At 60.7% G+C, this 26,326-nt stretch carries 24 protein-coding genes and 1 riboswitch; of the genes, 18 read left to right on the top strand and 6 right to left on the bottom strand.

All coding sequences use genetic code 11. The features are described 5' to 3' along the window. Positions 1-3: 3 nt before the first annotated feature. Positions 4-1,881, top strand: a complete 1,878-nt coding sequence (locus FBZ99_RS17655) for a sensor histidine kinase (RefSeq protein ID WP_113351136.1) — start codon at positions 4-6, stop codon at positions 1,879-1,881. After that, the gene (locus FBZ99_RS17650; protein ID WP_113351135.1) at positions 1,878-3,254 is read left to right on the top strand and encodes a sigma-54-dependent transcriptional regulator; all 1,377 of its coding nucleotides are present in this window, start codon (positions 1,878-1,880) and stop codon (positions 3,252-3,254) included. The genes FBZ99_RS17655 and FBZ99_RS17650 overlap by 4 nt, the downstream gene beginning before the upstream one ends. A gap of 52 nt (positions 3,255-3,306) precedes the next feature. Here the strand turns inward: FBZ99_RS17650 and FBZ99_RS17645 are convergent, their stop codons facing one another. From FBZ99_RS17645 to FBZ99_RS17635, 3 genes are all read right to left on the bottom strand, one after another. After that, positions 3,307-4,917 (bottom strand): hypothetical protein, encoded by a 1,611-nt coding sequence (locus FBZ99_RS17645; protein ID WP_113395039.1) that lies wholly within the window; start codon positions 4,915-4,917, stop codon positions 3,307-3,309. 213 nt (positions 4,918-5,130) lie between these two features. Beyond that, positions 5,131-6,006, bottom strand: a complete 876-nt coding sequence (gene yghU / locus FBZ99_RS17640; protein ID WP_113351133.1) for a glutathione-dependent disulfide-bond oxidoreductase — start codon at positions 6,004-6,006, stop codon at positions 5,131-5,133. Between the two features lie 563 nt (positions 6,007-6,569). Next, positions 6,570-6,716 carry a DUF1127 domain-containing protein gene (locus FBZ99_RS17635; RefSeq protein ID WP_015342994.1) on the bottom strand — a complete coding sequence of 49 codons (147 nt, stop codon included), beginning with the start codon at positions 6,714-6,716 and terminating at the stop codon, positions 6,570-6,572. A 228-nt stretch (positions 6,717-6,944) separates the two neighbouring features. Further along, positions 6,945-7,041, top strand: a riboswitch (TPP riboswitch). A gap of 51 nt (positions 7,042-7,092) precedes the next feature. Here FBZ99_RS17635 and thiM point away from each other — a divergent pair. Genes thiM through FBZ99_RS17615 form a run of 4 tightly spaced genes read left to right on the top strand, consistent with a single transcriptional unit; the run spans position 7,093 to position 10,107 of the window. After that, on the top strand, positions 7,093-7,896 hold the full coding sequence (gene thiM, locus FBZ99_RS17630) for a hydroxyethylthiazole kinase (protein ID WP_113351132.1): 804 nt from the start codon (positions 7,093-7,095) through the stop codon (positions 7,894-7,896). Continuing rightward, positions 7,893-8,528, top strand: a complete 636-nt coding sequence (thiE, locus tag FBZ99_RS17625) for a thiamine phosphate synthase (RefSeq protein WP_113351131.1) — start codon at positions 7,893-7,895, stop codon at positions 8,526-8,528. The genes thiM and thiE overlap by 4 nt, the downstream gene beginning before the upstream one ends. Continuing rightward, a complete protein-coding gene (thiD, locus tag FBZ99_RS17620) occupies positions 8,525-9,346 on the top strand; it encodes a bifunctional hydroxymethylpyrimidine kinase/phosphomethylpyrimidine kinase (RefSeq protein WP_113351130.1) in 822 nt (273 codons plus the stop codon). The genes thiE and thiD overlap by 4 nt, the downstream gene beginning before the upstream one ends. Beyond that, complete coding sequence (locus FBZ99_RS17615; protein ID WP_145634139.1) at positions 9,343-10,107, top strand: 3-oxoacyl-ACP reductase; 765 nt, start codon at positions 9,343-9,345, stop codon at positions 10,105-10,107. Before thiD ends, FBZ99_RS17615 begins: the two co-directional genes overlap by 4 nt. A 78-nt stretch (positions 10,108-10,185) precedes the next feature. On the opposite strand, the gene FBZ99_RS17610 is transcribed toward FBZ99_RS17615, so the two are convergent. The 3 genes from FBZ99_RS17610 to FBZ99_RS17600 form a co-directional block, all read right to left on the bottom strand. After that, positions 10,186-11,058, bottom strand: coding sequence for an undecaprenyl-diphosphate phosphatase (locus FBZ99_RS17610; protein ID WP_113351128.1), 873 nt, complete (start codon positions 11,056-11,058; stop codon positions 10,186-10,188). A gap of 200 nt (positions 11,059-11,258) precedes the next feature. Continuing rightward, complete coding sequence (locus FBZ99_RS17605; protein ID WP_113332702.1) at positions 11,259-11,471, bottom strand: hypothetical protein; 213 nt, start codon at positions 11,469-11,471, stop codon at positions 11,259-11,261. Positions 11,472-11,574: 103 nt separating this feature from the next. Further along, positions 11,575-12,279 (bottom strand): transcriptional regulator NanR, encoded by a 705-nt coding sequence (locus tag FBZ99_RS17600; RefSeq protein WP_069615499.1) that lies wholly within the window; start codon positions 12,277-12,279, stop codon positions 11,575-11,577. A gap of 186 nt (positions 12,280-12,465) precedes the next feature. Between FBZ99_RS17600 and oiaX the strand changes: the two genes are divergently transcribed. The 12 genes from oiaX (at position 12,466) to FBZ99_RS17540 (ending at position 26,303) form a co-directional block, all read left to right on the top strand. Beyond that, positions 12,466-13,725, top strand: coding sequence for a 3-oxo-isoapionate-4-phosphate decarboxylase OiaX (oiaX, locus tag FBZ99_RS17595; RefSeq protein ID WP_113390155.1), 1,260 nt, complete (start codon positions 12,466-12,468; stop codon positions 13,723-13,725). Positions 13,726-13,730: 5 nt separating this feature from the next. After that, positions 13,731-15,065: a four-carbon acid sugar kinase family protein gene (locus tag FBZ99_RS17590; RefSeq protein WP_113351126.1), complete on the top strand. Its 1,335-nt coding sequence runs from the start codon at positions 13,731-13,733 to the stop codon at positions 15,063-15,065. A gap of 90 nt (positions 15,066-15,155) precedes the next feature. Next, on the top strand, positions 15,156-15,983 hold the full coding sequence (locus FBZ99_RS17585) for a phosphogluconate dehydrogenase C-terminal domain-containing protein (RefSeq protein ID WP_113351125.1): 828 nt from the start codon (positions 15,156-15,158) through the stop codon (positions 15,981-15,983). A gap of 80 nt (positions 15,984-16,063) precedes the next feature. Further along, a complete protein-coding gene (locus tag FBZ99_RS17580; protein WP_113351124.1) occupies positions 16,064-17,005 on the top strand; it encodes a D-ribose ABC transporter substrate-binding protein in 942 nt (313 codons plus the stop codon). Between the two features lie 74 nt (positions 17,006-17,079). Next, entirely contained in the window at positions 17,080-17,724 is a 645-nt protein-coding gene (locus tag FBZ99_RS17575; protein WP_113351123.1) for a DUF2291 family protein, read from the top strand. Beyond that, positions 17,721-19,274 carry a sugar ABC transporter ATP-binding protein gene (locus tag FBZ99_RS17570; protein ID WP_113351122.1) on the top strand — a complete coding sequence of 518 codons (1,554 nt, stop codon included), beginning with the start codon at positions 17,721-17,723 and terminating at the stop codon, positions 19,272-19,274. The genes FBZ99_RS17575 and FBZ99_RS17570 overlap by 4 nt, the downstream gene beginning before the upstream one ends. Continuing rightward, positions 19,271-20,335, top strand: coding sequence for an ABC transporter permease (locus FBZ99_RS17565; protein WP_113351121.1), 1,065 nt, complete (start codon positions 19,271-19,273; stop codon positions 20,333-20,335). Before FBZ99_RS17570 ends, FBZ99_RS17565 begins: the two co-directional genes overlap by 4 nt. Position 20,336: 1 nt before the next feature. Continuing rightward, the gene (locus FBZ99_RS17560) at positions 20,337-21,371 is read left to right on the top strand and encodes a Gfo/Idh/MocA family protein (protein WP_113351120.1); all 1,035 of its coding nucleotides are present in this window, start codon (positions 20,337-20,339) and stop codon (positions 21,369-21,371) included. Further along, positions 21,368-23,248 carry a D-apionate lactonase gene (apnL, locus tag FBZ99_RS17555; protein WP_113351119.1) on the top strand — a complete coding sequence of 627 codons (1,881 nt, stop codon included), beginning with the start codon at positions 21,368-21,370 and terminating at the stop codon, positions 23,246-23,248. The genes FBZ99_RS17560 and apnL overlap by 4 nt, the downstream gene beginning before the upstream one ends. Before the next feature lie 59 nt (positions 23,249-23,307). After that, a complete protein-coding gene (locus tag FBZ99_RS17550; RefSeq protein WP_113351118.1) occupies positions 23,308-24,327 on the top strand; it encodes a dihydroxyacetone kinase subunit DhaK in 1,020 nt (339 codons plus the stop codon). Further along, on the top strand, positions 24,324-24,971 hold the full coding sequence (gene dhaL, locus FBZ99_RS17545; RefSeq protein ID WP_113351117.1) for a dihydroxyacetone kinase subunit DhaL: 648 nt from the start codon (positions 24,324-24,326) through the stop codon (positions 24,969-24,971). Before FBZ99_RS17550 ends, dhaL begins: the two co-directional genes overlap by 4 nt. A 78-nt stretch (positions 24,972-25,049) precedes the next feature. Further along, complete coding sequence (locus tag FBZ99_RS17540; protein ID WP_113351116.1) at positions 25,050-26,303, top strand: ABC transporter substrate-binding protein; 1,254 nt, start codon at positions 25,050-25,052, stop codon at positions 26,301-26,303. Positions 26,304-26,326 lie beyond the last annotated feature (23 nt).

Here is a 26,326-nt window from a genome sequence, read left to right as displayed (position 1 = left end):
ATCATGCACAATACGGCAATGCTGCAGCGCCCGGCCAACGAACGATTTCTAACGCCCGAGCAACTGGGCCGGCGCTCCCGCCGGGTCTGGTTCGTGTTCGCGTTTCTAAGTGCGGCCATCATTGCGGCTGGCCTTTATGGCGCGAATTTCTATGGACGGCTCTCGGCAATAGAAGGGCTGCAGCGGCAGGGGCACACGGATGCGAACCTCAAGGTTGCCCTACTGCGCGCGGTCCTCGAACGTCCGCGCGCTTTGCCGTTACTGCTGGCCGATGATCAGCAGGTGCGAGACGCGCTGGCCGACAAGCACATCGACGATGTCGTCGCCTTGGATCGCAAGCTCGAAAGTCTCGTCACCGGCACCAGCGCATCCGTCCTTTACGTCACCGGCAAGGACGGCGTTGCTATGGCCTCCAGCAACTGGCGCGAGCCGCTGAGCTTCGTCGGCAATGATTATTCTTTCCGCGATTACTTTCGCAAAGCCATGGAAACGGGAACCGCCGAGCATTACGCGCTCGGCACGGTCAGCAATCGTCCCGGCCTCTACATTTCCCGACGCGTTGGCGATGTCGGCTCTGCGCTTGGTGTCGTTGTGGTGAAGATGGAATTCGATCAGCTGGAGGCCGACTGGAGCGAGACCGGCCGCCCCGCTTATGTGACCGACGAACGCGGTGTCGTGCTCATCACCAGCCTGCCCTCATGGCGCTTCATGACGACCACCCCCCTTGCGCGCGAGGAAGCCGACGCCATTCGAAAAAGCCTGCAGTTCGGCGCGGCACCGCTTTCGCCCCTTCCGGTCAGCCACCCCGAAAAAGTCGGCCCGGATGCAACCATCGTGCGCGCCATTTTGCCTGGAAGCAGCGCTGCGGAATATTTGCGGCTGACGGTCGCCGTTCCATCAACACCCTGGCAGCTTGGCTACCTGATCCCGACCGATCAGGCGATCGCCTCGTCCGTGCGCGAGACGCGCTTCCTTGCCTTGACCGTCCTTCTGCCGATCCTCGCATTCGCCGCTTTCCTGCTGCGTCGCCGCGATGTTTCCGCCATGCAGATCGCTGTCAACAGGATCGCGCGTGAGGAGCTGGAGCGCCGGGTTCTTGAGCGCACGGAGGATCTCAGCCAGGCCCGCGACCGGCTGGAGGCGGAAATTGCCGACCACCGTGCGACGGAAGCCAAGTTGCAAGGCGTGCAGCAGGATCTCGTGCAAGCCAATCGCCTTGCCATCCTGGGTCAGGTCGCCGCCGGCGTCGCGCATGAAATCAATCAGCCGGTCGCGACAATCCGCGCCTATGCGGAGAATGCCAATGTCTTCCTTGATCGGCAGCAGACAGAGCCGGTGAAGGAAAACCTTTCTGCGATCGCGGCGCTGACCGAGCGTATCGGCACGATCACCGAAGAACTGAAAGCCTTCGCCCGCAAGGGAAGGACCGCACCGGAGCCAGTCGACCTCAGAAGCGTGATCGAAGGAGCCGTGGTTCTGCTGAGGAGCCGCTTTGCGGGTCGCCTGGATGCGCTCAAGATCGAGTTGCCGCCAACGGGCCTTGGTGTTGTCGGCACGCGCATCCGACTGGAACAAGTGCTGATCAACCTCTTTCAGAATGCTCTTGAAGCTCTGGAAGGCTGCGATCAGGCCAAGGTGGAGGTGTCGGTGCGCGAAACTTCGAATGAGGTCGAGGTCGTAGTTTCGGACAACGGCCCCGGTATTCCAGCGACGATCCTCGATTCGCTGTTTACCCCTTTCAATACATCCAAGGAAAAGGGTCTCGGCCTTGGTCTCGTCATTTCAAAAGATATCGTCGTCGACTATGGCGGCCGGATCGATGTCGAGAGCAATGGCAGCGGCACACGCTTCACCGTCCATTTGCGCAAGGCCACACCATGAATGAGAGTTTCCCCGTTTTCCTCATCGACGACGACAAGGATCTGTTGAGGGCGACGAAACAGACGCTGGAATTGGCTGGTTTCGCAGTATCCGCCTTCTCTGCCGCAGCCGAAGCGCTTCTTGTTCTCGACGCCGATTTTGCGGGTGTTGTCGTCTCCGATATCCGCATGCCGCAGATGGATGGACTGCAGCTCTTTGCCCGCATCAAGACGCTCGACGCCGATCTGCCGGTCATTCTCATGACGGGTCATGGCGATATTCCGATGGCGGTGCAGGCGATCCAGGACGGCGCCTATGATTTCATCGCGAAGCCCTTCGCCACGGACCGGCTGGTGCAAAGCGTGCGACGCGCGGCTGAGAAACGAAGGCTCATCCTGGAGAATCGGGCATTGCGGCAAGCGGCGGAGCAGGCGCAGGGCGATCTGCCCCTGATTGGCCAGACGCCCGCCATCGAGCGGCTGCGCTATACGCTGCGGCAGATCGCCGATACGGATGTCGATGTGCTTGTCACGGGCGAGACCGGCAGCGGCAAGGAAGTGGTGGCGAGCCTGCTGCATCGCTGGAGCCGGCGCGCGAAGGGCAATTTCGTTGCGCTGAACTGCGGCGCCCTGCCCGAAACCGTGATTGAAAGCGAGCTGTTCGGCCATGAGCCAGGCGCTTTTACCGGCGCGCAGAAGAAGCGCGTTGGGCGCATCGAGCATTCCAGCTCCGGCACCCTGTTTCTCGACGAGATCGAAAGCATGCCACCTGCGATCCAGGTGCAGATGCTGCGTGTGCTTGAGATGCGCGAGGTGACGCCGCTCGGCACCAACGAAGTCCGTCCTGTCGATCTTCGCGTCGTGGCGGCGGCGAAGGTCGATCTCGCCGATCCTCGCCAACGCGGCGATTTTCGCGAGGATCTCTATTATCGCCTCAACGTCGTCACACTTTCTATTCCGCCACTGCGTGAACGGCGCGATGACATCCCCCTGCTCTTTGGCCATTTTGCCGATCGCGCCGCCGGACGCTTCAAGCGCGAGGTGCCGGCCCTATCCACAGCGGTGCGCCGCCATCTGCAACAGCACGACTGGCCGGGCAATGTTCGCGAGCTCTCGCATTTTGCCGAGCGCTTCGTGCTCGGCCTCGAATCGGCAACAACGGCAAAATCCGACGAGGTGCCGGCGGCCGACGAAGGTTTGCCCTTGCCGGTTCGAGTAGAACGTTACGAAGCCGAACTCATCCGCGAAACCCTGTCGCAGAACAATGGCGATGTGCGCCGTACTATCGAAGCGCTCGGCATTCCCAGGAAGACTTTCTACGACAAGCTCCAGCGGCACGGCATCGTCAGAGGCGATTTCGCTGGTTTTGACGGGGACGAGCGCCGAGGTTCGTGATCCATCGCCAAGAGCGGACTATGCCAGCTGAAGCGGGTTTCCACCACGCGCTTCAGGCACTGCGGCGCATCTCCTTGATGTTGGAACCGGCGCTTAGTCGAGCCGCTGCCTCGGCGGTGCGATCCAGAACCAGCATCGCTTGCGCGATCACCGTCGCAAGCGCTTCATCGCTCTTGGAAGCAGCCACGACCAGCGGCGCGCTCAAACAAATTCTAAGGGCACTTGCCGGTACATCGCCAAAATCGGCGCAGCGAACGGGCTGCCCGAGACGCACGGATGCAACCCCGTCACCGTCGATGGCCAGCGCCTTGTAAACCGCCGCCATTTCCGTCGCAGTCAGCATCGCGCCATCCGTGCAATTGCGCAGGTAGAACGAGAAAATGGAGGGAATCTCGTCCCAGCGAAGAGCCGATGATGCGCCCCACAGTTCACGCCTGTCCAATGGCCGGCTCTGCAAAGGCTCAAAAGCCGGATCGTTCGCAAGACGATCAGAGACTGCCGCGGCAAAAGCGGACAAGACCGCGACCACACGATCTTCAGCTATACCGACGAGGCGTTCGAGCTCGAACAGCGCGGCTTTCCAGCGCAGCAGCAGGCCGAGATTGGCACGCTCCGGCAATATATCGCGGGCGGCCCAGCCCTCTGGCCACTCTGCCTTTCCGCAATAATCCGCCAAGGCCGCCGGCAGTGCGCACGATTTGAAGCGTTCCGACATTTGTGGCGGGCAGAGAAGCGCCCCGCTGAAAATCGGTCCGGCAAGGAATTTCGAACCCGTGAGCGCAACCATGAAGCCATGGGCGAGATAGGCGTGGATCGTCGCCGCCGACAGGCGAAACTGGCAGGCGTCGATCATGATATCCAGCAACGTACCGAAGCGCTGCTTCAGACGCAGAACGGTCCCGAGGCCCGGGGCCAGCAGGCTGGTTTTCGAAACGTCCGTGACCACAAGCAGGCATCTGAGGCCGGCTGCGCGGGCAAGTTCGATGAGGCCGCGCAACTCCTCCTCCACCTCGCTCTCGGCGCGGAGGGAACCATCCTTGTTGCGCACAGCAATGGTGGCGTTGCGCGTTGCGTTGCCCGCCCGCAATTCCTCACCCTTGACGACAGCTCGCTCGCTGCTGACGCGGCTCATGAAATGCCGCCCGGCCGACGCCGTCATGACGCCGCTGCCTGTCTCGTTCCCCATCAGCGTGATGGTCATCAGGGCACGTTCGTCCTCGCCTGCCAACAGCGAGGCCGAAAAAAGATGGATGTCCGTGCCCGATGTGGCCAGGATGGCATCGATCCGCGGCTGCGACGATTGGCTGAGGCCAAGCAAGCGCAGCAGATCGTCACGCACGCGCCCGATTTCGCGGTCGTAGATAGCCTTCGGCGAGCTTGTTTCCATCTCCTGCGTCAAATCCGCGTAATAGGATTCGACCGCGACAAAGGCGGCGGCGGAGATGGTCGATGCCGTCGACGAACCGAAAGCGAGATCTTCGGGTCGGGGCGAGGGGCCATAGCCATACATGTTGAGCCCGCTGACCGGATCGCAATCCAGCCGTTCGTCGCCGCCCGACACCAGATGTTTCAGAAGCGCACCCCTCGCCTCGCCTCGCTGCTGCGACGACGCACCCGCGGTCACGTTCTCATCCAGGGTACAGTCGTCAGCAATTTGCTGCATGGAGAAGCATTCCTCTTTCGCCGAACTCGAAAACGCTTCGCAGGATCGCGCCGCGCTCTATGCCGAGCGGCGGACCCTCGGCAGCCGAACTTTATGCTTCGCAAGGTGGAGCGAGGCTGACTTGTCGAGACCGGCAACGCCGGTGGCAAGAGCAATAAAAAGCTCGCGATCCGGAGGAACGCGAGCTCATTTCAGCAAAAGGGAATTGTCGTATCAGCCAGCGGCTTCCAGCTTATCCTGCGTCTTCGTCTCGAAGTCGCTGGCATCGTGGCGCTCACGCAGCTGCTCGGATGGATCGCCCGACATGCGGTTCACCATGCGGCCGCGCTTGACGGTAGGACGCGCGTAGATTTGCTCTGCCCAGCGCTGAACATTCTTGTAATCCTGCACCTGCAGGAACTCGGCCGCGCCATATTGCCAGCCTTTGACCAAGCCGCCGTACCACGGCCAGATGGCAATATCGGCGATCGTATAGTCGCTGCCGGCGATATATTCGCTTTCGGCCAGCCGACGGTCGAGCACGTCGAGCTGACGCTTCACTTCCATGGCGAAGCGATCGATCGCATATTCGATCTTTGTCGGAGCATAGGCGTAGAAATGACCGAAGCCGCCGCCGAGATAGGGCGCGCTGCCCATCTGCCAGAACAGCCAGGAGATGCATTCGGCCCGAGCCGGCTGCTCGGTAGGCAGGAAGGCGCCGAATTTCTCGGCGAGATACATCAAAATCGAGGCCGATTCGAAAACGCGGACCGGCTTCGGACCGCTGCGGTCGAGCAAAGCCGGGATTTTCGAGTTCGGATTGACATCGACGAAACCGCTGCCGAACTGATCGCCCTCGCCGATCTTGATCAGCCAGGCATCATATTCCGCGCCGCTGTGACCAAGTGCCAGCAGCTCTTCGAGCATAATGGTGACCTTCACGCCATTCGGCGTTCCAAGCGAATAGAGCTGAAGGGGATGACGTCCCACCGGCAGTTCTTTCTCGTGAGTCGGGCCGGCAATCGGGCGATTGATATTGGCGAACTGGCCGCCATTGGCCTTGTTCCAGGTCCAGATTTTCGGCGGCGTATATTCGGCAGAACCGGTCATGGGCATCCTCCTGTTTCGGGGAATCACGTTGGGGTTGGTCTTCGATGTAGCGCGCTACATAGGTCGCACATAGGGGCGACTCTTCATTTTTGCGAGAGGAGAATGCGCACACTTTAATGCGGAAGCGCTCTTGCCGCTTGGGTTGGAGCGCCAGCTTCTCGACCGAGTTAGGTCATTGCCAATCTTCTGGAGGTCCATGAAACGAAAAAGCCTGCCGCGGGAGGAGGAGCGGCAGGCTTTTTACAAGAACCGAACAGCGGATGGGAGGAGGAGTTCCGCTATTCCTGCAGCCGTCCCTGGGAGGAGGATAAGGACGTCTGCGAAGCGAAGGGATGCGGGAGGAGATGCATCCCTTCGATAAGAGGAACATACCAGTCTTTTGCTCAGTTCATAGGCATTTCTTTGCAAGGCAGTTATGCGCCATGCGAAAAGCAGAGAGCTAAATTGATGCAATCTTCAGCAAGCGCGGCGAAAAGGAACGGTGATATTCATAAAGCAAAAGCGCCTGCTCAAGGGGAACAGGCGCTGACATAATTCAGCTTTATTAGGAGCCGGTGCGGCCGTTAGCGAGCGATCGCTGCGCGGGCAACGTTGCGGATTTCGCCGCGATCGATACCCAGATCATGCAGTTCGCGCGTGGACATACGGCCCAGTTCGGCGACCGTCTGACGATACTTGCGCCAGTTATTGAAAGAGCGTGCTACGTTCATGATGATCCCCTTTCCTTGGGCTTTCGAAGCTGAGCGGCCGTGCTTGGCGCTCCCGTCGCTTCGATGAGAAACATATAGTCGAAGCCCACAGGTTTTTGCAGAGCTAAGGGATCACTCCACCTATGCATCCATTGCATGGGTCGCCGAGAAAGCAGGCAATCTCACTCGCCAGCATGGCTTTTGTGATTTGCTGGTGACAGCGCCGTCTTTGTCTGCGAAAAGAAGAGAGATGAGAGACAGGGGCGTCCGCCATCCGGCGGGCTGAGAAGCACCCTTCGAACCTGAACCAGATCATGCTGGCGGAGGGAGTCGCTCGGGACCTCGTAAAGCACCAGCACGTCGTCCCTGTGCGTCTCGCCCGCCTGAAAGGGGCGATATGCAAGACCAGACAACTGCAGGCAATTTGCTTCGCACCATGCGGGCTAACCCTCCGCTGGTGCAATGCATCACCAATTTCGTCGCCATGAATATCGCGGCCAATGTGATGCTTGCCGCCGGGGCATCGCCGGCAATGGTACATGCCGAAGAGGAGGCCGGCGAGTTTGCCGCTATCTCCGGCGCGCTGACGATCAATATCGGCACGCTCTCGTCCGGCTGGCTTGCGGGCATGCTGAAGGCTGCCCGGTCGGCAAACGAGGCGGGCAAGCCCTGGGTCCTCGATCCTGTCGCCCATTATGCGACCACGTTCCGCCGCAAGGCGGTCGCGCAATTGATCGAGCTAAAGCCGGCGATCATTCGCGGCAACGCGTCCGAGATCATCGCGCTTGCCGGCGGCACGAGCCGCGGCCAGGGCGTCGATAGCCGCGACGCCGTCGAACACGCGGAAGATTCCGCCCGGCAATTGGCGGGAAAGCATGGCTGCGTCGTTGCAGTTACCGGCGTTACGGATTTCGTGACCGACGGGCGGAGGGCAAAGCGCATCGCCGGCGGTTCGTCATTCATGCCGCAGGTGACGGCCCTCGGCTGCTCGCTGACCTGCCTCGTCGGTGCCTTTGCTGCGGCAATGCCGGATGATCCATTCGATGCAACCGTTGCGGCGCTCGCGGTCTTTGCCGTCGCCGGCGAACAGGCCGGAGCGGCTGCAGACGGGCCGGGCTCCTTTTCCTGGCGCTTCCTCGACGCCCTCGCCGGCCTTAGCCCGGAAGTGCTGGATCGCAATGCAAGGATATCGGCGGCATGAAAGACTTCGATCTCTCGCTCTATCTCGTCCTCGATCCGGTGCTATGTGCCAACCTCGGCATGATTGAAACCACCCGTGCAGCCATTGCCGGCGGCGCAACCATCGTACAGCTGCGCGACAAGCATGCACCGACAGCCACCATGATCGAGACGGGCCGCGCCCTCAAGCAAATCCTGCAGGGAACAAATGTCCGGCTGATCGTCAACGACAATGTCGAGGCTGCCATCGCCATTGGCGCCGATGGCCTCCACATCGGACAGGAGGATATGAATGCCGCCGAAGCACGCCGCCTGATCGGGCCGGACATGATCCTCGGCCTCTCGGTGGAAACGGAAGCTCTCGCTTCCTCCATAGATCCCGGCATCGTCGACTATGCCGGGATCGGCCCGGTCTTTGCCACGCCCACCAAGCCCGATCACAAGCAGCCGATCGGCTTCGACGGGCTTGCCCGCATCGTCAGGCTATGCCCCGTTCCATCAGTCGCGATCGGCGGCCTCAAGGCAGAGCATGCCGCAAGCGTTTACTCGGCCGGAGCCGATGGTCTCGCGGTCGTCTCGGCCATATGCGACCAACCGGACCCGCAAGCCGCGACAACTGTCATCGCGAACGCCATCAAGGAGGCTCGCCAATGATCCGCAATGTCTTATCCATCGCTGGCTCCGATCCCTCCGGCGGCGCTGGCATTCAAGCCGACCTGAAGGCTTTCTCCGCCCGCGGCGTTTATGGAATGGCAGCGCTGACTGCCTTGACCGCGCAAAACACGCAAGGCGTCACCGGCGTCCATCCGGTGCCTCCACATTTCGTGGCAGACCAGATCAATGCGATCTTTGCCGACGTCCATGTGGATGCCGTCAAGATCGGCATGATCGCTAATGCCGCCATCGCCAGTGCCGTCGCGGACATTCTGGCGCGACATCGCGATGTACCCGTCGTCCTCGACCCGGTCATGATCGCCAAGGGTGGCGCCGCCCTACTGGCTGCCGATGCCGTTGACGTGCTGACCACGCGGCTGCTGCCGCTGGCTACCGTCGTTACACCGAACCTGCCCGAAGCTGCTGCGCTGTTGCATGACGTGGAGGCGAAAAGCCGCGAAGACATGGCGCGTCAGGCGCTTGCTTTGGCCATGCTCGGGCCTTCGGCAGTCCTCGTCAAGGGTGGTCATCTCGAAGGGGATGAAAGCCCGGATGTGCTCGCAAGCGGTGATCATGTGACTTGGTTCGAGGCGGAGCGGCTGCCGACCAAGAATACGCATGGAACAGGCTGCACGCTCTCCAGCGCTATCGCGGCAGAGATCGCCAAGGGCCTGTCGCTTCCCGAAGCTGTCGCTGTTGGCAAGACTTATCTCGCCGCCGCGGTTGCTGCCGCAGACCAGCTTTCCGTCGGAAGTGGCCACGGGCCTGTGCAGCATTTCCATGCGCTCTGGCCAAACAGACAAGGAGCAGAGAAATGAGCCTCTCACTCAAAGATCAGATTGTCATCGTTTCCGGTGCGGGACGCGGCCTTGGTGCTGCCATAGCGACGGCCTTCGCCCGGGAAGGTGCGAAAGTGGCGGTCAACTATCGCGCCAGCCGCGAGAGCGCGGAGGCGCTCGCAGCAAAGCTCGGCGATCATGCCAAGGCCTTTCAAGCCGATATCCGCGACCTCGACGACACCAAGCGGCTCGTCTTCGAGGTGACCGGGCATTTCGGCGTACCGACGACCATCGTCCACAATGCATTGGCTGATTTCAGCTTCAACGGTGACGCACGTTCGAAGCTGGATGCCTTGAGCTGGGCCGAGATGACCAGGCAGCTGGAAACCGCGCTGGAGGGCGCCTTGAACCTCATACAAGCGGCGCGGCCGGCGATGGCGCAGGCAGGCTTTGGACGGATTGTTACGATCGGTACCAATCTCTTCCAAAACCCCGTCGTGCCCTATCACGATTATACAGCCGCCAAGGCGGCATTGCTGTCGCTCACCCGCACGGCTGCCGCCGAACTCGGGCCACTGGGAATCATCGTCAACATGGTCTCCGGCGGCCTTCTGCGCACGACGGATGCAAGTGGCGCTACTCCGGAAGCTGTATTCGACATCATAGCCGCGAATACGCCGCTGCGACGCGTCACCACGCCCCACGAGGTTGCCGATGCGGTTCTTTTCTTTGCAAGCCCCTGGGCACGGGCCGTTACCGGACAGAACCTGATCGTCGATGGCGGCCTGGTCTTCGGATAGTCGCTCCGCAACGAAAAGGCGCTGCTCTCCAGAGCAGCGCCACCTTTTAAGTCCGCAGCACGCTAAAAATCAGTTTGCTCAGGCCCAGCCCATGGTCAGCACGCCAAAAAGAATGACGGCGCCGAGCACGATTCGGTAGATGACGAAAGGCCAGGTCGAAAAGCGCTCCAGGAAGCGCATCAGCCCCCAGATGGTGATGAACGACGATATGCTGCCGACGATCAGGCCGACGAGCAGAACCGACCAGGCTTCCATCGGAATATGCGCCTTATGGAGCTCATACAGTTCCTTCAAGCCGGCGAGCGCAATGGCAGGCAAGCCGAGCAGGAAGGAGAATCGGGCGGCTTCCTCACGCTTCAATCCGAGGAAGAGCGCGCCGGTCAGCGTCGAACCAGAGCGAGAAACGCCGGGGACAAGCGCACCGACCTGCGTGATGCCGACGAACAGAGCATCGATCAGCGTCATCTGCTCAATGTCTTTCCGATGGCGGCTGTAGAGTTCGGCGATCGCCAGCAACAAGCCCATGACCAGGCAGGCGATACCGATCACCCAAAGGCTGCGGAGCGAGGTGCCACAGGCATTCAGGGAGGATGACAGCAGCAGACCGGCGATCACGATCGGTACGGTCGCGATCACGATGGCGATCGCAAGCCGTATGGAAGGAGAGCTCCAGTCCCTTTGCCTGATGGCATCGAGCGACCCAAATGTGACGTAACGAACGTCGCTCCAGAAATAGGAGACGATCGCGGCGAGTGCTGCTAGCTGCATCGTAGCCGAGAAGGCAGAACCGGGGTCCTGCCAGCCAAGCAGGGCCGGCACCAGGCGCATATGGGCAGTGGACGAAACCGGCAGCAGCTCGGTCAATCCCTGCACGATGCCCAGAATTGCAATCTTGGCATAGCCCAAGGCAACAAAGCCCGTATCCACGCCTTGCGTACAAACATCAGCCACGTTTTGATATCCTCAGTTGTTCATGGGGCTTTGCACCGGAGTGGTGCGACGAACTAGCTGTGAAACTGGTTCCCGGTTTGAAATTGGCAACACCTGGTTAGGGCGTCGCCGATTTCGCATCGGGACAGGGCGAGGATATAGCCGCGCAGGCTGAACTCTATCTGAAATTGCCGGCTCGAATTTCGGAGTTTGGCGTATTTCTAGCCTTCATCATCCGGCAGCGCCTGCATGTAGCGGATCATGGTGTAGAAGCCTGCAAGGAGGACTAGGGCGCCTGCCGCATGATGCAGATTGTGCAGCAGCGCATGATGATGCCTGAGCAGAAGGCAGCTCAGATTGTAAAGTGTTACGGCCACTGCTGTCATCAGGGCGGCCAGGAAAAGCGCCATGTTTCGCTGAAAGAAATCAATCATCACGCACACCTCATTTGAGTACCAATAGATTCCATTGGGATTTGGGAGGAATTACGACAGGGGCATCCAGGCGCCGTGCCGGCGCGGGGGCGAGAACGGATGTTCATTTTGTGTAGAGCGCGCGCGATCTTTCCAAATGCTTGAGCATTGCCTGCTCGGCGCCATCTGCATCGTTTTCAGCCAGGCGCGCAAGGATTTCCTCATGTTCGACTAGGGTGAACTTTTCCTTGCCGGTCCAGATCAGCATGTCGGTGTGATAGGCTTTCAGCCATGCGAGCATCGCTTCGCTGACAGCCGCGAAGATCGGATTGCCGGAAATCTGAGCGATGCGCGTGTGGAACTGCATATCGGCAGAAATGAAGTCCTCGGCGTGTCCGAGGGACGCGCGCTGCCGCTCGATGATCTCATTGAGATCGGCGACATCTTTCTTGCTCGCGCGCTGGGCCGCCTCGCGGGCCATGCCGCGCTCGAAGAAGATGCGGGCGCTTTTCAGCTGTTCGAGCGAATCGGACGATTGCGACAACATGATCTTTGCGGTGAGATCGACCTGCCGGAAGATCGACTTCGCCGTCAACTGAAGCACCTTGGCACGCTCACCATGGGAAATGTTGACCAGCCCCATATTGGCAAGCGCCTGCATGGCTTCGCGGATCGCCGGACGCCCGACACCGAAGCGCTCCATAAGAACACGCTCGGACGGCATCTCATCGCCAGGCTTGAGCTCTCCCGACGTGATCAACCGCTCCAATCGGTCGAATACTTCATCGGATAGCTTTCGACGTACAATTTGTTCGACTGGCTGGCTCATGGAATCCCGCTTTCCCAAAGCTTTTCCTCCCTTATGCATTTTTGGCCGCCATGGCGGAAGCCCATACGAGTCGCCTTATCTGCAACCGGACAAAAAAATCGTTGCAGAAGTTGGAATACTCATTATACCAGATCACCAGTTTGCGCCACGCGAAAAATCGTCGGCGAGAGGAGCATTCATCCACTCATGATCATCACCATCACCTACCGTATCGAAACGCCCGGCAGCATCGAGGCGATGGCTCGTAAGATCGCCAGCGATCAATCGACCGGCACCTTCGTCGCCGTGCCGGGCGAGACGGAAGAGCTCAAGGCGCGTGTGGCCGCGCGTGTCCTCGCGATCCGCCCCCTTGCCGACGCCGAGCGTCCAACCTGGCCGGAGGTGGCCGAGGGCCATGGCCCGATCCATCGCGCCGATGTCGACATCGCCTTCCCGCTGGATGCCATCGGCACCGATCTTGCGGCGTTGATGACGATCGCGATCGGTGGCGTCTTCTCGATCAAGGGCATGACCGGCATCCGCATCGTCGATATGAAGCTGCCGGAGGCCTTCCGTGATGCGCATCCCGGCCCGCAATTCGGGGTTGCCGGCAGCTTGCGTCTGACCGGAGTCAGCGGTCGCCCGATCATCGGCACGATCGTCAAGCCTGCGCTCGGTCTTCGGCCAGAGGAAACGGCCGCGCTTGTCGGCGAGCTGATCGGCTCGGGCGTCGATTTCATCAAGGATGACGAGAAGCTGATGAGCCCGGCCTATTCGCCGCTGAAAGAGCGCGTCGAAGCCATCATGCCGTTGATCCTCGATCACGAGCAGAAGACGGGCAAGAAGGTCATGTATGCCTTCGGCATTTCGCATGCCGATCCCGACGAGATGATGCGCAACCACGATCTCGTGCTGAAGGCCGGCGGCAATTGCGCTGTTGTCAACATAAACTCTATCGGGTTCGGCGGCATGAGCTTCCTGCGCAAGCGCTCCAGCCTCGTCCTGCATGCGCATCGCAATGGTTGGGATGTGCTGACGCGCCATCCCGGCGCCGGCATGGATTTCAAGGTGTACCAGCAGTTCTGGCGCCTGCTCGGTGTCGACCAGTTCCAAATCAACGGCATCAGGGTCAAATATTGGGAACCGGACGATAGCTTCGTCGAATCCTTCAAGGCCATCAGTACGCCGCTCTTCGATCCCACAGACTGTCCGCTTCCTGTCGCCGGCTCCGGTCAATGGGGCGGCCAGGCGCCGGAAACCTACCAGCGCACCGGCCGGACAACGAACCTTCTCTATCTCTGCGGCGGCGGCATCGTCAGCCATCCCTTCGGACCGGCGGCCGGCGTTCGCGCCATCCAGCAGGCCTGGCAGGCAGCGGTTTCGGACATACCGCTTGCCGACTATGCGAGGGATCATCCGGAGCTTGCCGCCTCGATCGCAAAATTCAGTGATGGCAAGGACGCCTAGCAGCAATGTCCAACCTTCTTCTCAGCTATTACGGCGACGATTTCACCGGCTCCACCGACGTCATGGAGGCGCTTGCCTCAAATGGCGTGCCGACGGCTCTCTTCCTCGGCATTCCAGGTGAAGCCATGCTGGAGCGGTTCAAGGATTGCCGCGCCATCGGCATTGCCGGCACCAGCCGCAGCGAAACGCCGCAATGGATGGATGAGCATCTGACGCCTGCAATCGAATGGCTAAAGAGCCTCAATGCCGCGATATGCCATTACAAGGTCTGCTCGACCTTCGATTCCAGTCCCGTCATCGGCAACATCGGCAAGGCGATCGAGATCGGCAAAGCGCTCTTTGCACAACCCGTCGTGCCCGTTGTGGTCGGAGCGCCGCAGCTGAAACGCTACACCGCTTTCGGCCACCTTTTCGCGGCCTACCAAGGCGAAGTCTTTCGCATCGACCGGCATCCAGTCATGAGCCGGCATCCCGTTACGCCAATGGATGAGGCCGATCTCACCTTGCATCTGAGCAGGCAGACGTCCCTCCCCGTCAGCCTCGCCGATCTCATCACGATCCAGGCAGCCGATGCCGATGCGCGGCTCGATGCTCTGGCGAGAGGCAAGGAGGGTGTCCTGCTGCTTGATGTCGACAGCCCGGAAACCCAGGCTGCCGCAGGACATCAGCTGTGGCGCCTTGCAGGCAAAGGCAATGCTTTTGTCGCAGGCTCATCCGGTGTCGAATATGCCCTTCTCGATGCTTGGCGCAACGAAGGTTTGATCGGAGAAAAGCCGGAGTTCGCCCGCCCCGGCAAGGTCGACCGCCTTGCGGTCGTCTCCGGCAGCGTATCGCCGACGACCGAACGGCAAATCCGGCGTGCCACAGCCGACGGTTTTGACGGCATCGATCTCGATCCCATAGAGCTTGTCGGCGAGAGCGTCGAGCGTGCTCTGGACGCAGCCGTCGCCGCGGGCGTGGCCAGCCTCAAGGCCGGCCGCAGCGTCATTCTTCATACGGCACTCGGCCCATCCGCCGACCGCGGCGGCGATATCGACCGCATTCCCGGCGCCCGCCATCGCCTGGGGCAGGCTCTCGGCACGATCCTGCGGCAGTTAATCGAGCAGGAAAACCTCGGTCGCGTCGTCATTGCCGGCGGCGACACGTCGAGCCACGCGCTCAAGGAAGTGCGCGTCGAGGCCCTGACGACGCTTCTTCCATTGCCGCAAACCCCCGGCTCGCCGCTTTGCACCGCCCATGGCAGCTACGCGCCCACCAATGGCCTGCAGATCGCGCTGAAAGGCGGGCAGGTCGGCACCGACGATTACTTCGCGCAGATCCGCGACGGGAGGGGATCATAGCTGCGGCATTCTTCGGTATGATATTGGCATACTCATTGACTCATCATACCACTTGCGATACCACACATTGAAAGTGAACGAGGTACTAAGATGACTGCAATTGCTCTTTTCGGCGCCGGCGGCAAAATGGGCTACCGGCTCGCCAAGAACCTGAAAGGCTCGCGCTTCGATGTGCGCCATGTCGAGGTCAGCGATGCCGGCAAGGCCCGCCTGAAGAATGACCTTTCTATTGATTGCGTCCCCGTCGATGCCGCGCTGGACGGCGCAGAGGTCGTGATCCTTGCAGTACCGGATACCGCGATCGGCAAGGTTGCCACCGGCATCGTCGATAAGCTGAAGCCCGGCACGATGGTTGTCGCGCTCGACGCCGCCGCCCCCTTTGCAGGCCATCTGCCGCAGCGCGAGGACCTCACCTATTTCGTCACCCATCCCTGCCATCCGCCGATCTTCAACGACGAGACTGAGATGCAGGCCAAGAAGGACCATTTCGGCGGCCTCTTTGCCAAGCAGCATATCGTTTCGGCACTGATGCAAGGTCCGGAAAGCGCCTATGCGCTCGGCGAGGAAATCGCCAAGGTCATCTGGGCGCCGGTCATGCGTTCGCACCGGGTCACCGTCGAGCAGATGGCGATGCTGGAGCCGGGCCTTTCAGAAACGGTCTGCGCCTCGCTGCTCGTCGTCATGCGTCAGGCTATGGATGAGTGCGTCGCCCGCGGCGTTCCGGCGGAAGCCGCCCGCGACTTCCTGCTCGGCCACATGAACGTGCTCGGCGCGGTCATCTTCAAGGAAGTCGACGGCGTGTTCTCCGACGCCTGCAACAAGGCGATCGAATTCGGCATTCCTGCCCTCATGCGCGACGACTGGAAGAAGGTTTTCGAGCCGCAGGAGATCGCAGAAAGCATCCGTCGCATCACCTGATCGACGTCCCCCGGGAGGGCAATGCCCTCCCCTTGCTGCCCTGCCGGGAACAGGGCCTGTTTCATAACTGGGAGGAGACCATGAAACTGACACGCAGACTGACACTTGCAGCCTTTACCGCCGCACTGGCGCTGGGCACGGCGATGCCGGCCTTCGCCGCCGACCTAATCGCCATCATCACGCCGGCCTTCGACAATCCATTCTTCAAGGCAGAGGCCGTCGGCGCCGAAGCCAAGGCGAAGGAGCTGGGCTACGACACGCTCGTCATGACGCATGACGACGATGCCAATAAGCAATCGGAAGTCATCGACACAGCGATCGGGCGTGGCGCCAAGGCCATCATCCTCGACAATGCTGGTGCGGATGCGACGGTCGCCGCCTTGAAGAAGGCCAAGGATGCGGGCATCCCCTCCTTCCTCATCGATCGCGAAATCAACGTCACCGGCATCGCCGTCGCCCAGATCGTTTCCAACAACTATCAGGGCGCACAGCTCGGCGCGCAGGAGTTCGTCAAGCTGATGGGCGAGAAGGGCAATTATGCCGAGCTCGTCGGCCGCGAAGCCGATACCAATGCCGGTATCCGCTCTCAGGGTTATCACGACGTCATCGACGACTATCCCGACCTGAAGCTGGTCGCCAAGCAGTCGGCGAACTGGAGCCAGACCGAGGCCTATGCCAAGATGGAAACCATCCTGCAGGCAAATCCCGATATCAAGGGCGTGATCTCGGGCAACGACACTATGGCGATGGGCGCGATTGCCGCTCTGCAGGCCGCCGGCCGCAAGGACGTGATCGTCGTTGGTTTCGACGGGTCGAACGATGTGCGCGACTCCATCAAGGCGGGCGGCATCAAGGCGACGGTCATGCAGCCGGCTTACGCCCAGGCCCAGAAGGCGGTCGAACAGGCCGACGCCTATATCAAGAACAAGACGGCGCCGAAGGATGAGAAGCAATTGATGGATTGCGTCCTCATCAATGCCGACAACGCCGACAAGCTCGAAACCTTCGCACTGAAGAACTGATGGCGGACCACTAAGTGGGAGGGCGCGGAACCGCGCTCTCCCGATGTCTTTCCTGCAAGATCGAGGTGCATTGCATGTTGAGGACCAGAGGCGCGCTCGTGGCCCTTATTTTGGCGGCGGCATTGCCCGGCTGCAAGATTATCAAAACGCCGACGCCCGAGGAGAAGGCGGCAGCGGCGGCAAAGAGTGCCTTCGACCCCGCAGCCAAGGCGGAGGCGATCTGGCAACCCCAGGCACTGCCCGCTATTGAGAAGCGCGCGGGTGACATTAAGACGGTGCTGCAAGCCATAGCCGCCAATCCGGACGATGCCGGCGCAAAATACGGAAACCCGCGAAAACAGGCTTCATCGCCGTGGACTTATGCCGTCAAACTGAGCGGCAAGATCGTGGCTGCCGACACAGCCTCTCGCGCCGGAACCCTCGACGTCGATGTGGATGGCGATGGCAAGCCGGACGCGAAGGTGCAGATCGGCCCTGCGATCCGAGGCACGGCGCTACGCGACGCGCTTGATTTTCTGGACTTCAACGAATTCAGAAACCAGATCGAGTGGGCTCAATTCGGCAAAGCCTTCAATGAGAAGGCAAACTCGTCCTTTCTGGCAGCTCTGCCTCGCAACCAGCTGATCGGAAAGACGATCACCGTAACGGGCGCGTTTCCGCTGCCCCTATCCGGCCAGCTTCCCCTGATCACGCCTTCAGCCTTGACATTGGGGCAATGACCATGAGCGGAACCCCAAGCAACGACATCATCCTGCGCCTGGAGGACGTTTCCAAGGTCTATTCCGGCATCGTCGCCGTCAGGCACGCCAACCTCGAGCTGCACCGCGGCGCGGTCAACGTGCTCGTCGGCGAAAACGGTGCCGGCAAGTCTACCTTGATGAAAATCATCGCCGGCGTCGAACGGCCGACTTCGGGCCGCATCCTGCTCGCGGGCGAGGAAGTCTCCTTCAGCAGCCCGGCCGACGCACAGGCCCGCGGAATCGGCATGATCTTCCAGGAGCTCAATCTCTTTGCCAACATGACGGTGGCCGAGAACATCTTTGCCACGCGCGAAATCACCGGCGGCATTTTCGGTATCGATCACAAGGCGCAGATCGCAAGGGCCAACGCGTTTCTGGATCGGCTCGATGCCGGCATAGGCGCCGAAACCATGGTGGAGGATCTACCGATCGGGCAGCAGCAGCTCGTCGAGATCGCCAAGGCCATATCGCTTGACGCCCGTATCCTCATCATGGACGAGCCGACATCGGCGCTATCAGCGGCAGAAGTCGACATTCTGTTCAAGGTCATTGCGGAACTGAAAGCTCAAGGAGTTGCGATCGTCTATATCTCGCACCGGCTGGAAGAGCTGATGCGCATCGGCGACTACATCACCGTGCTGCGCGACGGGCAGATTACCGGCCAGGCCATGGTTCGCGATATCGATACGAAATGGATCGTCCGCTCGATGATAGGATCGGATGCCAAGGACTTCGCCAGAGACGGCGGCCATGCGATCGGCAAAGAAGCCTTCCGTGCCGAGGAGATCAGCCTGCCGCGGCGTACGGGCGGCCTTGCCGTCGATCATGTCTCGTTGTCGGTGCGCGCCGGCGAAATCCTCGGCATCTACGGCCTGATGGGTGCCGGACGCAGCGAATTCTTCGAATGCGTGATGGGCCGGCATATGCATTCGACCGGGCGGATCTACATCGATGGGGTCGAGGTTCGCGCACGCGACACCACTAGGCGCATCCGGCAAGGCCTGGCGTTGATCCCCGAGGACCGTCAGCGCGAGGGACTGGTGCAGGTCCTGTCTATCGCCAGCAATTTGACGCTTGCGAGCCTCGGCCGCTTCGCCCGGCTGTTTTTCCATATCGATCCGGGTGCCGAAAAGAACGCCATTCGCGACATGATCCGCGATCTCTCGATCAAGGCGCCCAATCCAGATTTCGAGGTCACCTCCATGTCCGGCGGCAACCAGCAGAAGGTCGTCATCGGCAAGGCGCTCATGACCGACCCGAAGGTGCTTTTGATGGATGAGCCGAGCCGCGGCATCGATGTCGGCGCCAAGGCCGACGTCTTCCGCACCATGCGCAGGCTCGCCGGCAAGGGTCTGGCAATCTTGTTTTCAACATCGGACCTTGAAGAGGTCATGGCACTTTCGGACCGCATCGCAGTGCTCAGCAACGGCAAGCTCGTGACCGTTCTCGACCGAAGCGAAGCGACGGAAGAGGCCATCATCGCGGCATCCGCCAAGGGACACGGACATACAGGGAAACTCGCGTCATGACCGCAGACACGTCCTCCGCCTTTGCGACCAATCGCTCGAACGGCTCCGTTCTCTTGACGCTGATGAAGCTCAGGACCTTCATCGCGCTGTTTGCCGTCGTCATCTTCTTTGCGATCTTTGCACCGAACTTCACCTCGACCGCCAACATCATCCTGATGTCGAAGCATGTCGCGCTCAACGCCTTTCTCGCCATGGGCATGACCTTCGTGATCGTCACCGGCGGGATCGATCTATCGGTAGGCTCAATTGTCGGCCTCTGCGGCATGGTGGCAGGCGCCCTTATCCTCAACGGCGTCGAACTGCCGATCGGCTATACCGTTTACTTCAACATCTACGAGATCATTCTCATCACGCTGGCCGTCGGGCTGCTGATCGGGCTCATCAACGGCCTGCTCATCACCAAGCTCAACGTCGCACCCTTCATCGCCACGCTCGGAACGCTCTATATCGCCCGCGGCCTCGCGCTCTTGTCGTCCGACGGTCAGACCTTTCCGAACCTGGTGGGCCGACCGGAATACGATACGACAGGCTTCGATGTCTTCGGCGCCGGCCGCATGCTTGGTCTGCCCGTTTCCATCTGGATCCTGATCATACTGGCGCTACTCGCCGCCTATGTCGCCCGCTCGACGCCGATCGGCCGGCACATCTTTGCCGTCGGAGGAAACGAGCGCGCTGCGCGCATGTCCGGCATCCGCGTCGATGTAGTCAAGATTTTCGTCTACATGTTTTCGGGGCTCTGCGCTGCCATCGTCGGCATTGTCATATCGTCGGAGCTGATGGCGGCGCATCCGGCAACCGGCGAAAGCTTCGAGCTGAACGCGATCGCGGCAGCGGTGCTCGGCGGCACCTCTATGTCAGGCGGCCGCGGCACCATAGGCGGCACGATCATCGGCGCCTTCGTCATCGGCATCCTTTCGGATGGTCTCGTGATGATGGGCGTCTCATCCTTCTGGCAGATGGTCATCAAAGGATTGGTCATCATCATCGCTGTTGTCGTGGATCAGGCGCAACGGCGCCTCCAGCAGCGCGTAACTCTCATGCAAATGGCAAAGGCAGGCTGAAATGGCAGAACTCAAGGGCGCATTGATCGGTTGCGGCTTCTTCGCGATCAATCAGATGCATGCGTGGCAAGACGTCGAAGGCGCCAGCATCGTCGCGATCTGCGACCGCGATCCGGAGCGGCTGAAACTCGTCGGCGACCAGTTCGGTATCGAACGCCGCTACACGGACGCAGCCACCCTGTTCGCCGATGGCGGCTTTGATTTCGTCGATATAGCAACGACGGTGCAAAGCCATCGCGCCCTGGTGGAGATGGCTGCCTCGCATAAGATCCCGGCGATCTGCCAGAAGCCTTTCGCAAAGACGTTGAGTGACGCCAAGGCAATGGTCGAGGCCTGTGCGCGAGCCGGCGTGCCGCTGATGGTGCATGAGAACTTCCGCTGGCAAACGCCCATTCAGGCGGTCAAGCGTGCCCTCCAGTCCGGCGCGATCGGCGAGCCCTTCTGGGGGCGCTTCTCCTTCCGCTCCGGCTATGATGTGTTTTCGGGGCAGCCCTATTTGGCCGAAGGCGAACGGTTCATCATCGAGGATCTCGGCATTCATACGCTCGACATCGCCCGCTTCATCCTCGGCGACGTTTCTTCACTGACGGCCCGCACCAAACGGGTCAATCCGAAGATCAAGGGCGAGGATGTCGCCACCATCCTACTTGATCATGAAAACGGCGCGACGTCGATCGTCGATGTCAGCTATGCCTCCAAGCTTGCGACCGAGCCATTCCCTGAAACGCTGATCGAGCTCGACGGCACGAAGGGTAGCATTCGCCTCTCGCAGGGATATCGGCTTGAGGTCAGCGGTGCCGATGGCGTGACCCTATCGGATGCATCACCCCAGCTTCTGTCCTGGGCCTCGCGTCCCTGGCACAATATTCAGGAGAGCGTCCTGGCGATCCAGCAGCATTGGACGGACCGCCTTGCCAGTGGTGGCGAAACCTCCACGTCAGGCGCTGACAATCTCAAGACCCTGGCGCTTGTCGAAGCCGCCTATGAGAGTGCCGCCAACGGGAAATCCGTCGATATCGGAGCGATGCTGCAATGAAGAGCGAGATCGATCCGTTCCAGCTTTACGGCACGCGCGAGCTCGAAACGCCGCCGGTGCGACTGACAGCGGGCAGGCTTGAGGTCGATTTTAAGGACGGCAATCTCCGAGCCATTCGTTACGACGGCATCGAAGTCTTGCGAGCCGTTTCCTATCTGGTTCGCGATCGTGATTGGGGCACCTATGCGCCCGATATCGACGATCTGCGGATTAATCAGCAGCAGGATGGCTTTTTGGTCAGCTATGTTGCGCGTTGCAGAGGCCCTGAGAATACCGAACTTGCGATTGACGTGCGGATAACAGCTGAGGCCGATGAAGCCCTGACCTTCGAGGCAATAGCGCTCTCGACGACCGGCTTCGAAACCAACCGCTGCGGCTTCTGTATCCTGCACCCGATCGTGGGTGTTGCCGGTACACCGGTATCGGTCGAGCATGTCGATGGCAGCCGCGAGAGCACGCATTTCCCCGATCTTATCGAACCCTGGCAGCCCTTCAAGGATATGCGGGCGATTACGCATGGCGTGATGGCGAACGTAACCGCTGAGTGCCGGGTGGAAGGCGACACCTTCGAGATGGAAGATCAGCGCAACTGGTCCGATGCTTCCTATAAGACCTACGTTCGCCCGCTTGCCCTGCCTTGGCCCTATCGCATTCCGGCCAGCGAGCCGATGCGGCAGCGTATCGTTCTGACCATCGGGGATAAGCGGCGTGCGACCGCCGCACCGGCAATGATCGCCGATCGGCGCCCGATCGAGTTGAGCCTGGGAGAAACATCCGGCATCATGCCTGCGATAGGGCTCGTCATCACGCCCGAAGAAGCCGAAGCAACGCTCGCTGCTCGTGGTCGGCTTGCCGAAATCGCGCCGCAGGAATTGCTCTTCCACTTCGACCCCGACGCCGACCATGGCATTGATGCTCTCAAATCCTTTACGGGCATCGCAGCGCTTCACGCCGGGCGATCGACTCTCGAAATCGCGTTGCCCTGCCGGAAGGCTCCGCTTGCCGAAGCACAGCAGATCGCGACCTTGATGCACGACGCCGGTTTCAAACCCGATGCTATCGTCGTGTCGCCTTCGGTCGATCGACAATCGACGCCGCCGGGCAGCAAATGGCCCGAATGCCCGCCTCTCGAAGAGGTCTATGCCGCAGCTCACGCCGCCTTCCCCAACATCCGTCTTGGCGGCGGCATGCTGAGCTATTTCACGGAACTCAATCGCAAACGGGTGCCCGCCGATACGCTCGGCTTCATCACCCATTGCACCAATCCGATCGTCCATGCGGCTGACGATCTGAGCGTCATGCAGACGCTGGAATCATTGCCCTTCATCACGCGTTCCGTACGCGCCATCTACGGCGACAAGCCTTACCGTATCGGACCATCGACCATACCGATGCGGCAGAACCCCTATGGCAGCCGGACGATAGAGAATCCCCGCGGCGGCCGCATCGCCATGGCCAACACCGATCCACGGCACAATGCCCGCTTCGGCAAGGCCTTTGCACTCGGCTATGCCGTCCGCGTCCTCGATGCCGGATTGGAATGCCTGACGCTTTCGGCGCTGACCGGGCCTTTTGGCCTGATCGCCGGAGAAAAAGAGCCGTCGGCGCGGGGAACCACACGACCGCTTTTTAACGTCGTCTCCACCTTGTCTCGCCTCGCAGGCAGCCAGTGGCAGGAGTGCCTGTCGTCCGATCAGACCTCCGTGCTCGCCTTCATCACGGCGCAGCCTGGAGCGGCTCGACAACTCCATTTGGTCAACATCACACCCGCCTCGCAACAGATTCAGCTGGGAAGGTTCCGGCTGCTGGAGCAGCCCGGAAATACGAGGCTTACGCTTGATGCCTATAGCACCGCTTCCACGACTTTGATGGATTGACCTTCATTCGCAGACGCGCAAGTTAGTCCCAACAATCACAATGATTTGGGAGTCTCGGCGTGAAGACGAAGAAATTGATCAACGAGGGTGCCGCCGCCGTCGATGAGATGCTGGCCGGCATCTTGGCGGCTCATCCACGCCATCTGCGCGCTGTCGAGGGATCGCCGCGCTCGATCGTGGCAAAGCATGGCCCACGGGCCGGCAAGGTCGGCCTGGTCATCGGCGGCGGATCCGGGCACGAGCCGACGTTTCTCGGCTTCGTCGGCAAAGGGCTGGCCGATGCCGCCGCTATCGGGAATGTCTTTGCCTCGCCGCCGCCCGATCCGATCATCGAATGTGCCAAGGCCGTCGACGGCGGCGCCGGCGTGCTGTTCATGTATGGTAATTATGCCGGCGATGTCATGAATTTCGACATGGCGGCGGAAATGCTTGCCATGGACGATATCGAGGTGCGTACAGTCCTGACGACGGACGACATCGCTTCTGCGCCGGTCGATCAGAAGGAGCGCCGTCGCGGGGTTGCCGGCAATGTCTTCATCTTCAAGGCCGCGGGTGCAGCCTGCGACCTGATGTACGGTTTCGACGACGTGGAACGGGTGGCGCGGTGGGCTAACGAACGCACCTATACGATGGGGGTGGCGCTCTCGCCCTGCTCTCTGCCACAAACCCGCAAGCCGAATTTCGAGATCGGCGCCGACGAAATGGAAATCGGCATGGGCATCCATGGCGAGCCCGGCGTCGCCCGCGGGCCGATGCGATCGGCGGACGAGGTGACGAGCGAACTCGTCGGCAAAATTCTCGATGAGATGAAGCCGGCGCGCGGCGACCGGGTCGCCGTGCTCGTCAATTCGCTAGGCTCGACGCCGCTGATGGAGCTCTACATCATGATGCGCAAGGTCAAGGCCATGCTCGACGATGCCGGCGTCGTCATTCACCTGTCGCTGGTCGGCAATTACTGCACGTCGCTCGAAATGACCGGCGCCTCGATCACCCTCATGCATCTCGATGACGAATTGCAGCGGCTCATCGATCACCCCTGCGATTGCGCCATGTTCCGCTCCGGCGAGGCGCTGTCATGACCATAATCGGAACAGAAGAGCTGAAATCGCTTTTCGTGCGGATCGCCGAAGCAATGGCCCGCGAGAAGGACCGTCTCTGCGAACTCGACGGCGTGATCGGCGACGCCGACCACGGCATCGCCATGGAGCTCGGCTTCGCTGCCGCAGCCAAGGCGGTTTCGGAGCTGGAATCATCGACATCCAACCCGACGCTGGTCTTCAACACGGCTGCAAAGTCCTTCCTCAATGCGGTGGGCGCCTCGTCCGGACCGCTCTATGCGACCGCCTTGATGCGCGCAGGCGCGGTCGCCAAGGGAAAGGCGTCATTGAGCGACGACGATATGGTCGAAATATTCGCAGCTTTTGCCAAGGGCATTCAGGATCGGGGCAAGGCGGAGGTCGGCGAAAAGACCATGGTGGATGCTTGGGCACCCGCTGCCGCAGCCTGCCGCGCGGCCATGGATCGAGGGCTTTCACTCGCCGATTGCTTGGCCGCCGCCCTTGAAGCGGGCGAAGCGGGCGCAGAAGCAACCAAGGATATGGTCGCGGCAAAAGGCCGGTCGTCGCGCCTGGGCGATCGAGCCTTGGGACATATGGACCCCGGCGCGGCGTCGGCCGTCGTCGTCATGGTCTGTTTTCACGATCACTTCATGCGATACCGCTGATAAGCTCATCATACCAGTTGACATGTTGACAACGATTTGTCAAAACCGCCCTCAGCTTTGCTCAGAGGAGGACGGGAGATGGCTGGCAACTTCAAATATGCGCGTTGGTTCGGCGCTGCTGCTATGGCAGCGGCGGCCTTTTCGGCAACCAATGTTGCCGCGGAAGACCTGACGCTGTGGACGCTGAACTTCGACAATGGCGCGGCAAACGGCGCGCTGAAGAAGGTGGCGAAGGATTTCGAGGCCGCCAATCCCGGCACCCATGTCGAAATCGTCCAGCGCGGCGTCGATGAACACAAGACCGCCCTTCGCGTGGCCGCAGGCTCCAGCAAAGGCCCGGACATCTATTTCAGCTGGGCCGGCCTTGGCCTCGGCGGCGAATATGTGAAGGCGGGACTCTCGCTGCCGCTCGACAAATACTACACCCAGTACAAATGGAACGACGAACTGCTTCCGTCCGCCGCCGCCTTTGCCGATCTCTATCCGGGCGGCAAGCATGGCGTTCCCTTCACCTTCAAGGGCGAAGCGATCTACTACAACAAGAAGCTCTTCCAGAAGGCTGGTATCACCGGGGAGCCGAAAACCTATGAAGAGCTGCTGGCCGCAGCAGACAAGCTCAAGGCCGCAGGCATTCCGGCCTTCACCTTCGGCGGCTCGGTCAACTGGCACGTCATGCGCCTGATGGACGTGCTGCTCGAAACCAAATGCGGCGCCGATAAGCATGACGCGCTGATGGCCATGAAAGCCGACTGGACCAAGGAGCCCTGCGCAACCGATGCCTTCACCGAATTCGCCAAGTGGACGAAGGATTATACGCTGAAGCCTTTCATGGGCATCAGCAACCAGCAATCCTATACCCTGTTCGTCGCCGGCCGTGCTGCGATGATGCTCGAAGGCGACTGGCTGGTCAGCCAGCTGAGCGGCAGCAAGGTCAATCTCGACGATTACGGCGTCGTGCCGTTCCCGACGAACACCAATCGCCTCTATGGCTTTGCCGAGTACAATTACATCAGCACCAAGAGCAAGAGCCCGGATCTTGCGGCAAAGTTCCTCGACTACTTCCTGTCGACGAAGGTGCAGCAGGATCTCGTCGGCCAGATCAGCTCGATCTCGGTCAACAAGAATGTCCAGTACACTGATCAGAAGCCGCTCGAGGCGAAGTGGCTTGAGATCTTCAAAACCTACAGCAAGGTATACATGAACGGCGACCAGGCCTTCCCGCTCGACGTCACCACCGAATATTTCCGGGTCATCAACGACGTCGCCTCCGGCAACATCCAGCCGGTCGATGCCGCCAAGCAGCTGCAGACCTTCATCGCCGGTCGCACCTGATCAATCGAGGGAGGCCGATCGTC

Source organism: Rhizobium sp. ERR 1071 (assembly GCF_007828675.1).
Lineage (GTDB): Bacteria > Pseudomonadota > Alphaproteobacteria > Rhizobiales > Rhizobiaceae > Rhizobium > Rhizobium dioscoreae.
The sequence above is the reverse complement of the archived record's forward strand: the minus strand, read 5'-3'. Positions and strand labels throughout refer to the sequence as shown.

What these genes read in the sequence shown, in the direction of transcription:
- FBZ99_RS17655 (WP_113351136.1), top strand. Translation starts at nt 4, where the DNA reads ATGCACAATACGGCAATGCTGCAGCGCCCGGCCAACGAACGATTTCTA.
- FBZ99_RS17650 (WP_113351135.1), top strand. Translation starts at nt 1,878, where the DNA reads ATGAATGAGAGTTTCCCCGTTTTCCTCATCGACGACGACAAGGATCTG.
- FBZ99_RS17645 (WP_113395039.1), bottom strand. Translation starts at nt 4,917, where the DNA reads ATGCAGCAAATTGCTGACGACTGTACCCTGGATGAGAACGTGACCGCG.
- yghU (WP_113351133.1), bottom strand. Translation starts at nt 6,006, where the DNA reads ATGACCGGTTCTGCCGAATATACGCCGCCGAAAATCTGGACCTGGAAC.
- FBZ99_RS17635 (WP_015342994.1), bottom strand. Translation starts at nt 6,716, where the DNA reads ATGAACGTAGCACGCTCTTTCAATAACTGGCGCAAGTATCGTCAGACG.
- thiM (WP_113351132.1), top strand. Translation starts at nt 7,093, where the DNA reads ATGCAAGACCAGACAACTGCAGGCAATTTGCTTCGCACCATGCGGGCT.
- thiE (WP_113351131.1), top strand. Translation starts at nt 7,893, where the DNA reads ATGAAAGACTTCGATCTCTCGCTCTATCTCGTCCTCGATCCGGTGCTA.
- thiD (WP_113351130.1), top strand. Translation starts at nt 8,525, where the DNA reads ATGATCCGCAATGTCTTATCCATCGCTGGCTCCGATCCCTCCGGCGGC.
- FBZ99_RS17615 (WP_145634139.1), top strand. Translation starts at nt 9,343, where the DNA reads ATGAGCCTCTCACTCAAAGATCAGATTGTCATCGTTTCCGGTGCGGGA.
- FBZ99_RS17605 (WP_113332702.1), bottom strand. Translation starts at nt 11,471, where the DNA reads ATGATTGATTTCTTTCAGCGAAACATGGCGCTTTTCCTGGCCGCCCTG.
- FBZ99_RS17600 (WP_069615499.1), bottom strand. Translation starts at nt 12,279, where the DNA reads ATGAGCCAGCCAGTCGAACAAATTGTACGTCGAAAGCTATCCGATGAA.
- oiaX (WP_113390155.1), top strand. Translation starts at nt 12,466, where the DNA reads ATGATCATCACCATCACCTACCGTATCGAAACGCCCGGCAGCATCGAG.
- FBZ99_RS17590 (WP_113351126.1), top strand. Translation starts at nt 13,731, where the DNA reads ATGTCCAACCTTCTTCTCAGCTATTACGGCGACGATTTCACCGGCTCC.
- FBZ99_RS17585 (WP_113351125.1), top strand. Translation starts at nt 15,156, where the DNA reads ATGACTGCAATTGCTCTTTTCGGCGCCGGCGGCAAAATGGGCTACCGG.
- FBZ99_RS17580 (WP_113351124.1), top strand. Translation starts at nt 16,064, where the DNA reads ATGAAACTGACACGCAGACTGACACTTGCAGCCTTTACCGCCGCACTG.
- FBZ99_RS17575 (WP_113351123.1), top strand. Translation starts at nt 17,080, where the DNA reads ATGTTGAGGACCAGAGGCGCGCTCGTGGCCCTTATTTTGGCGGCGGCA.
- FBZ99_RS17570 (WP_113351122.1), top strand. Translation starts at nt 17,721, where the DNA reads ATGACCATGAGCGGAACCCCAAGCAACGACATCATCCTGCGCCTGGAG.
- FBZ99_RS17565 (WP_113351121.1), top strand. Translation starts at nt 19,271, where the DNA reads ATGACCGCAGACACGTCCTCCGCCTTTGCGACCAATCGCTCGAACGGC.
- FBZ99_RS17560 (WP_113351120.1), top strand. Translation starts at nt 20,337, where the DNA reads ATGGCAGAACTCAAGGGCGCATTGATCGGTTGCGGCTTCTTCGCGATC.
- apnL (WP_113351119.1), top strand. Translation starts at nt 21,368, where the DNA reads ATGAAGAGCGAGATCGATCCGTTCCAGCTTTACGGCACGCGCGAGCTC.
- dhaL (WP_113351117.1), top strand. Translation starts at nt 24,324, where the DNA reads ATGACCATAATCGGAACAGAAGAGCTGAAATCGCTTTTCGTGCGGATC.
- FBZ99_RS17540 (WP_113351116.1), top strand. Translation starts at nt 25,050, where the DNA reads ATGGCTGGCAACTTCAAATATGCGCGTTGGTTCGGCGCTGCTGCTATG.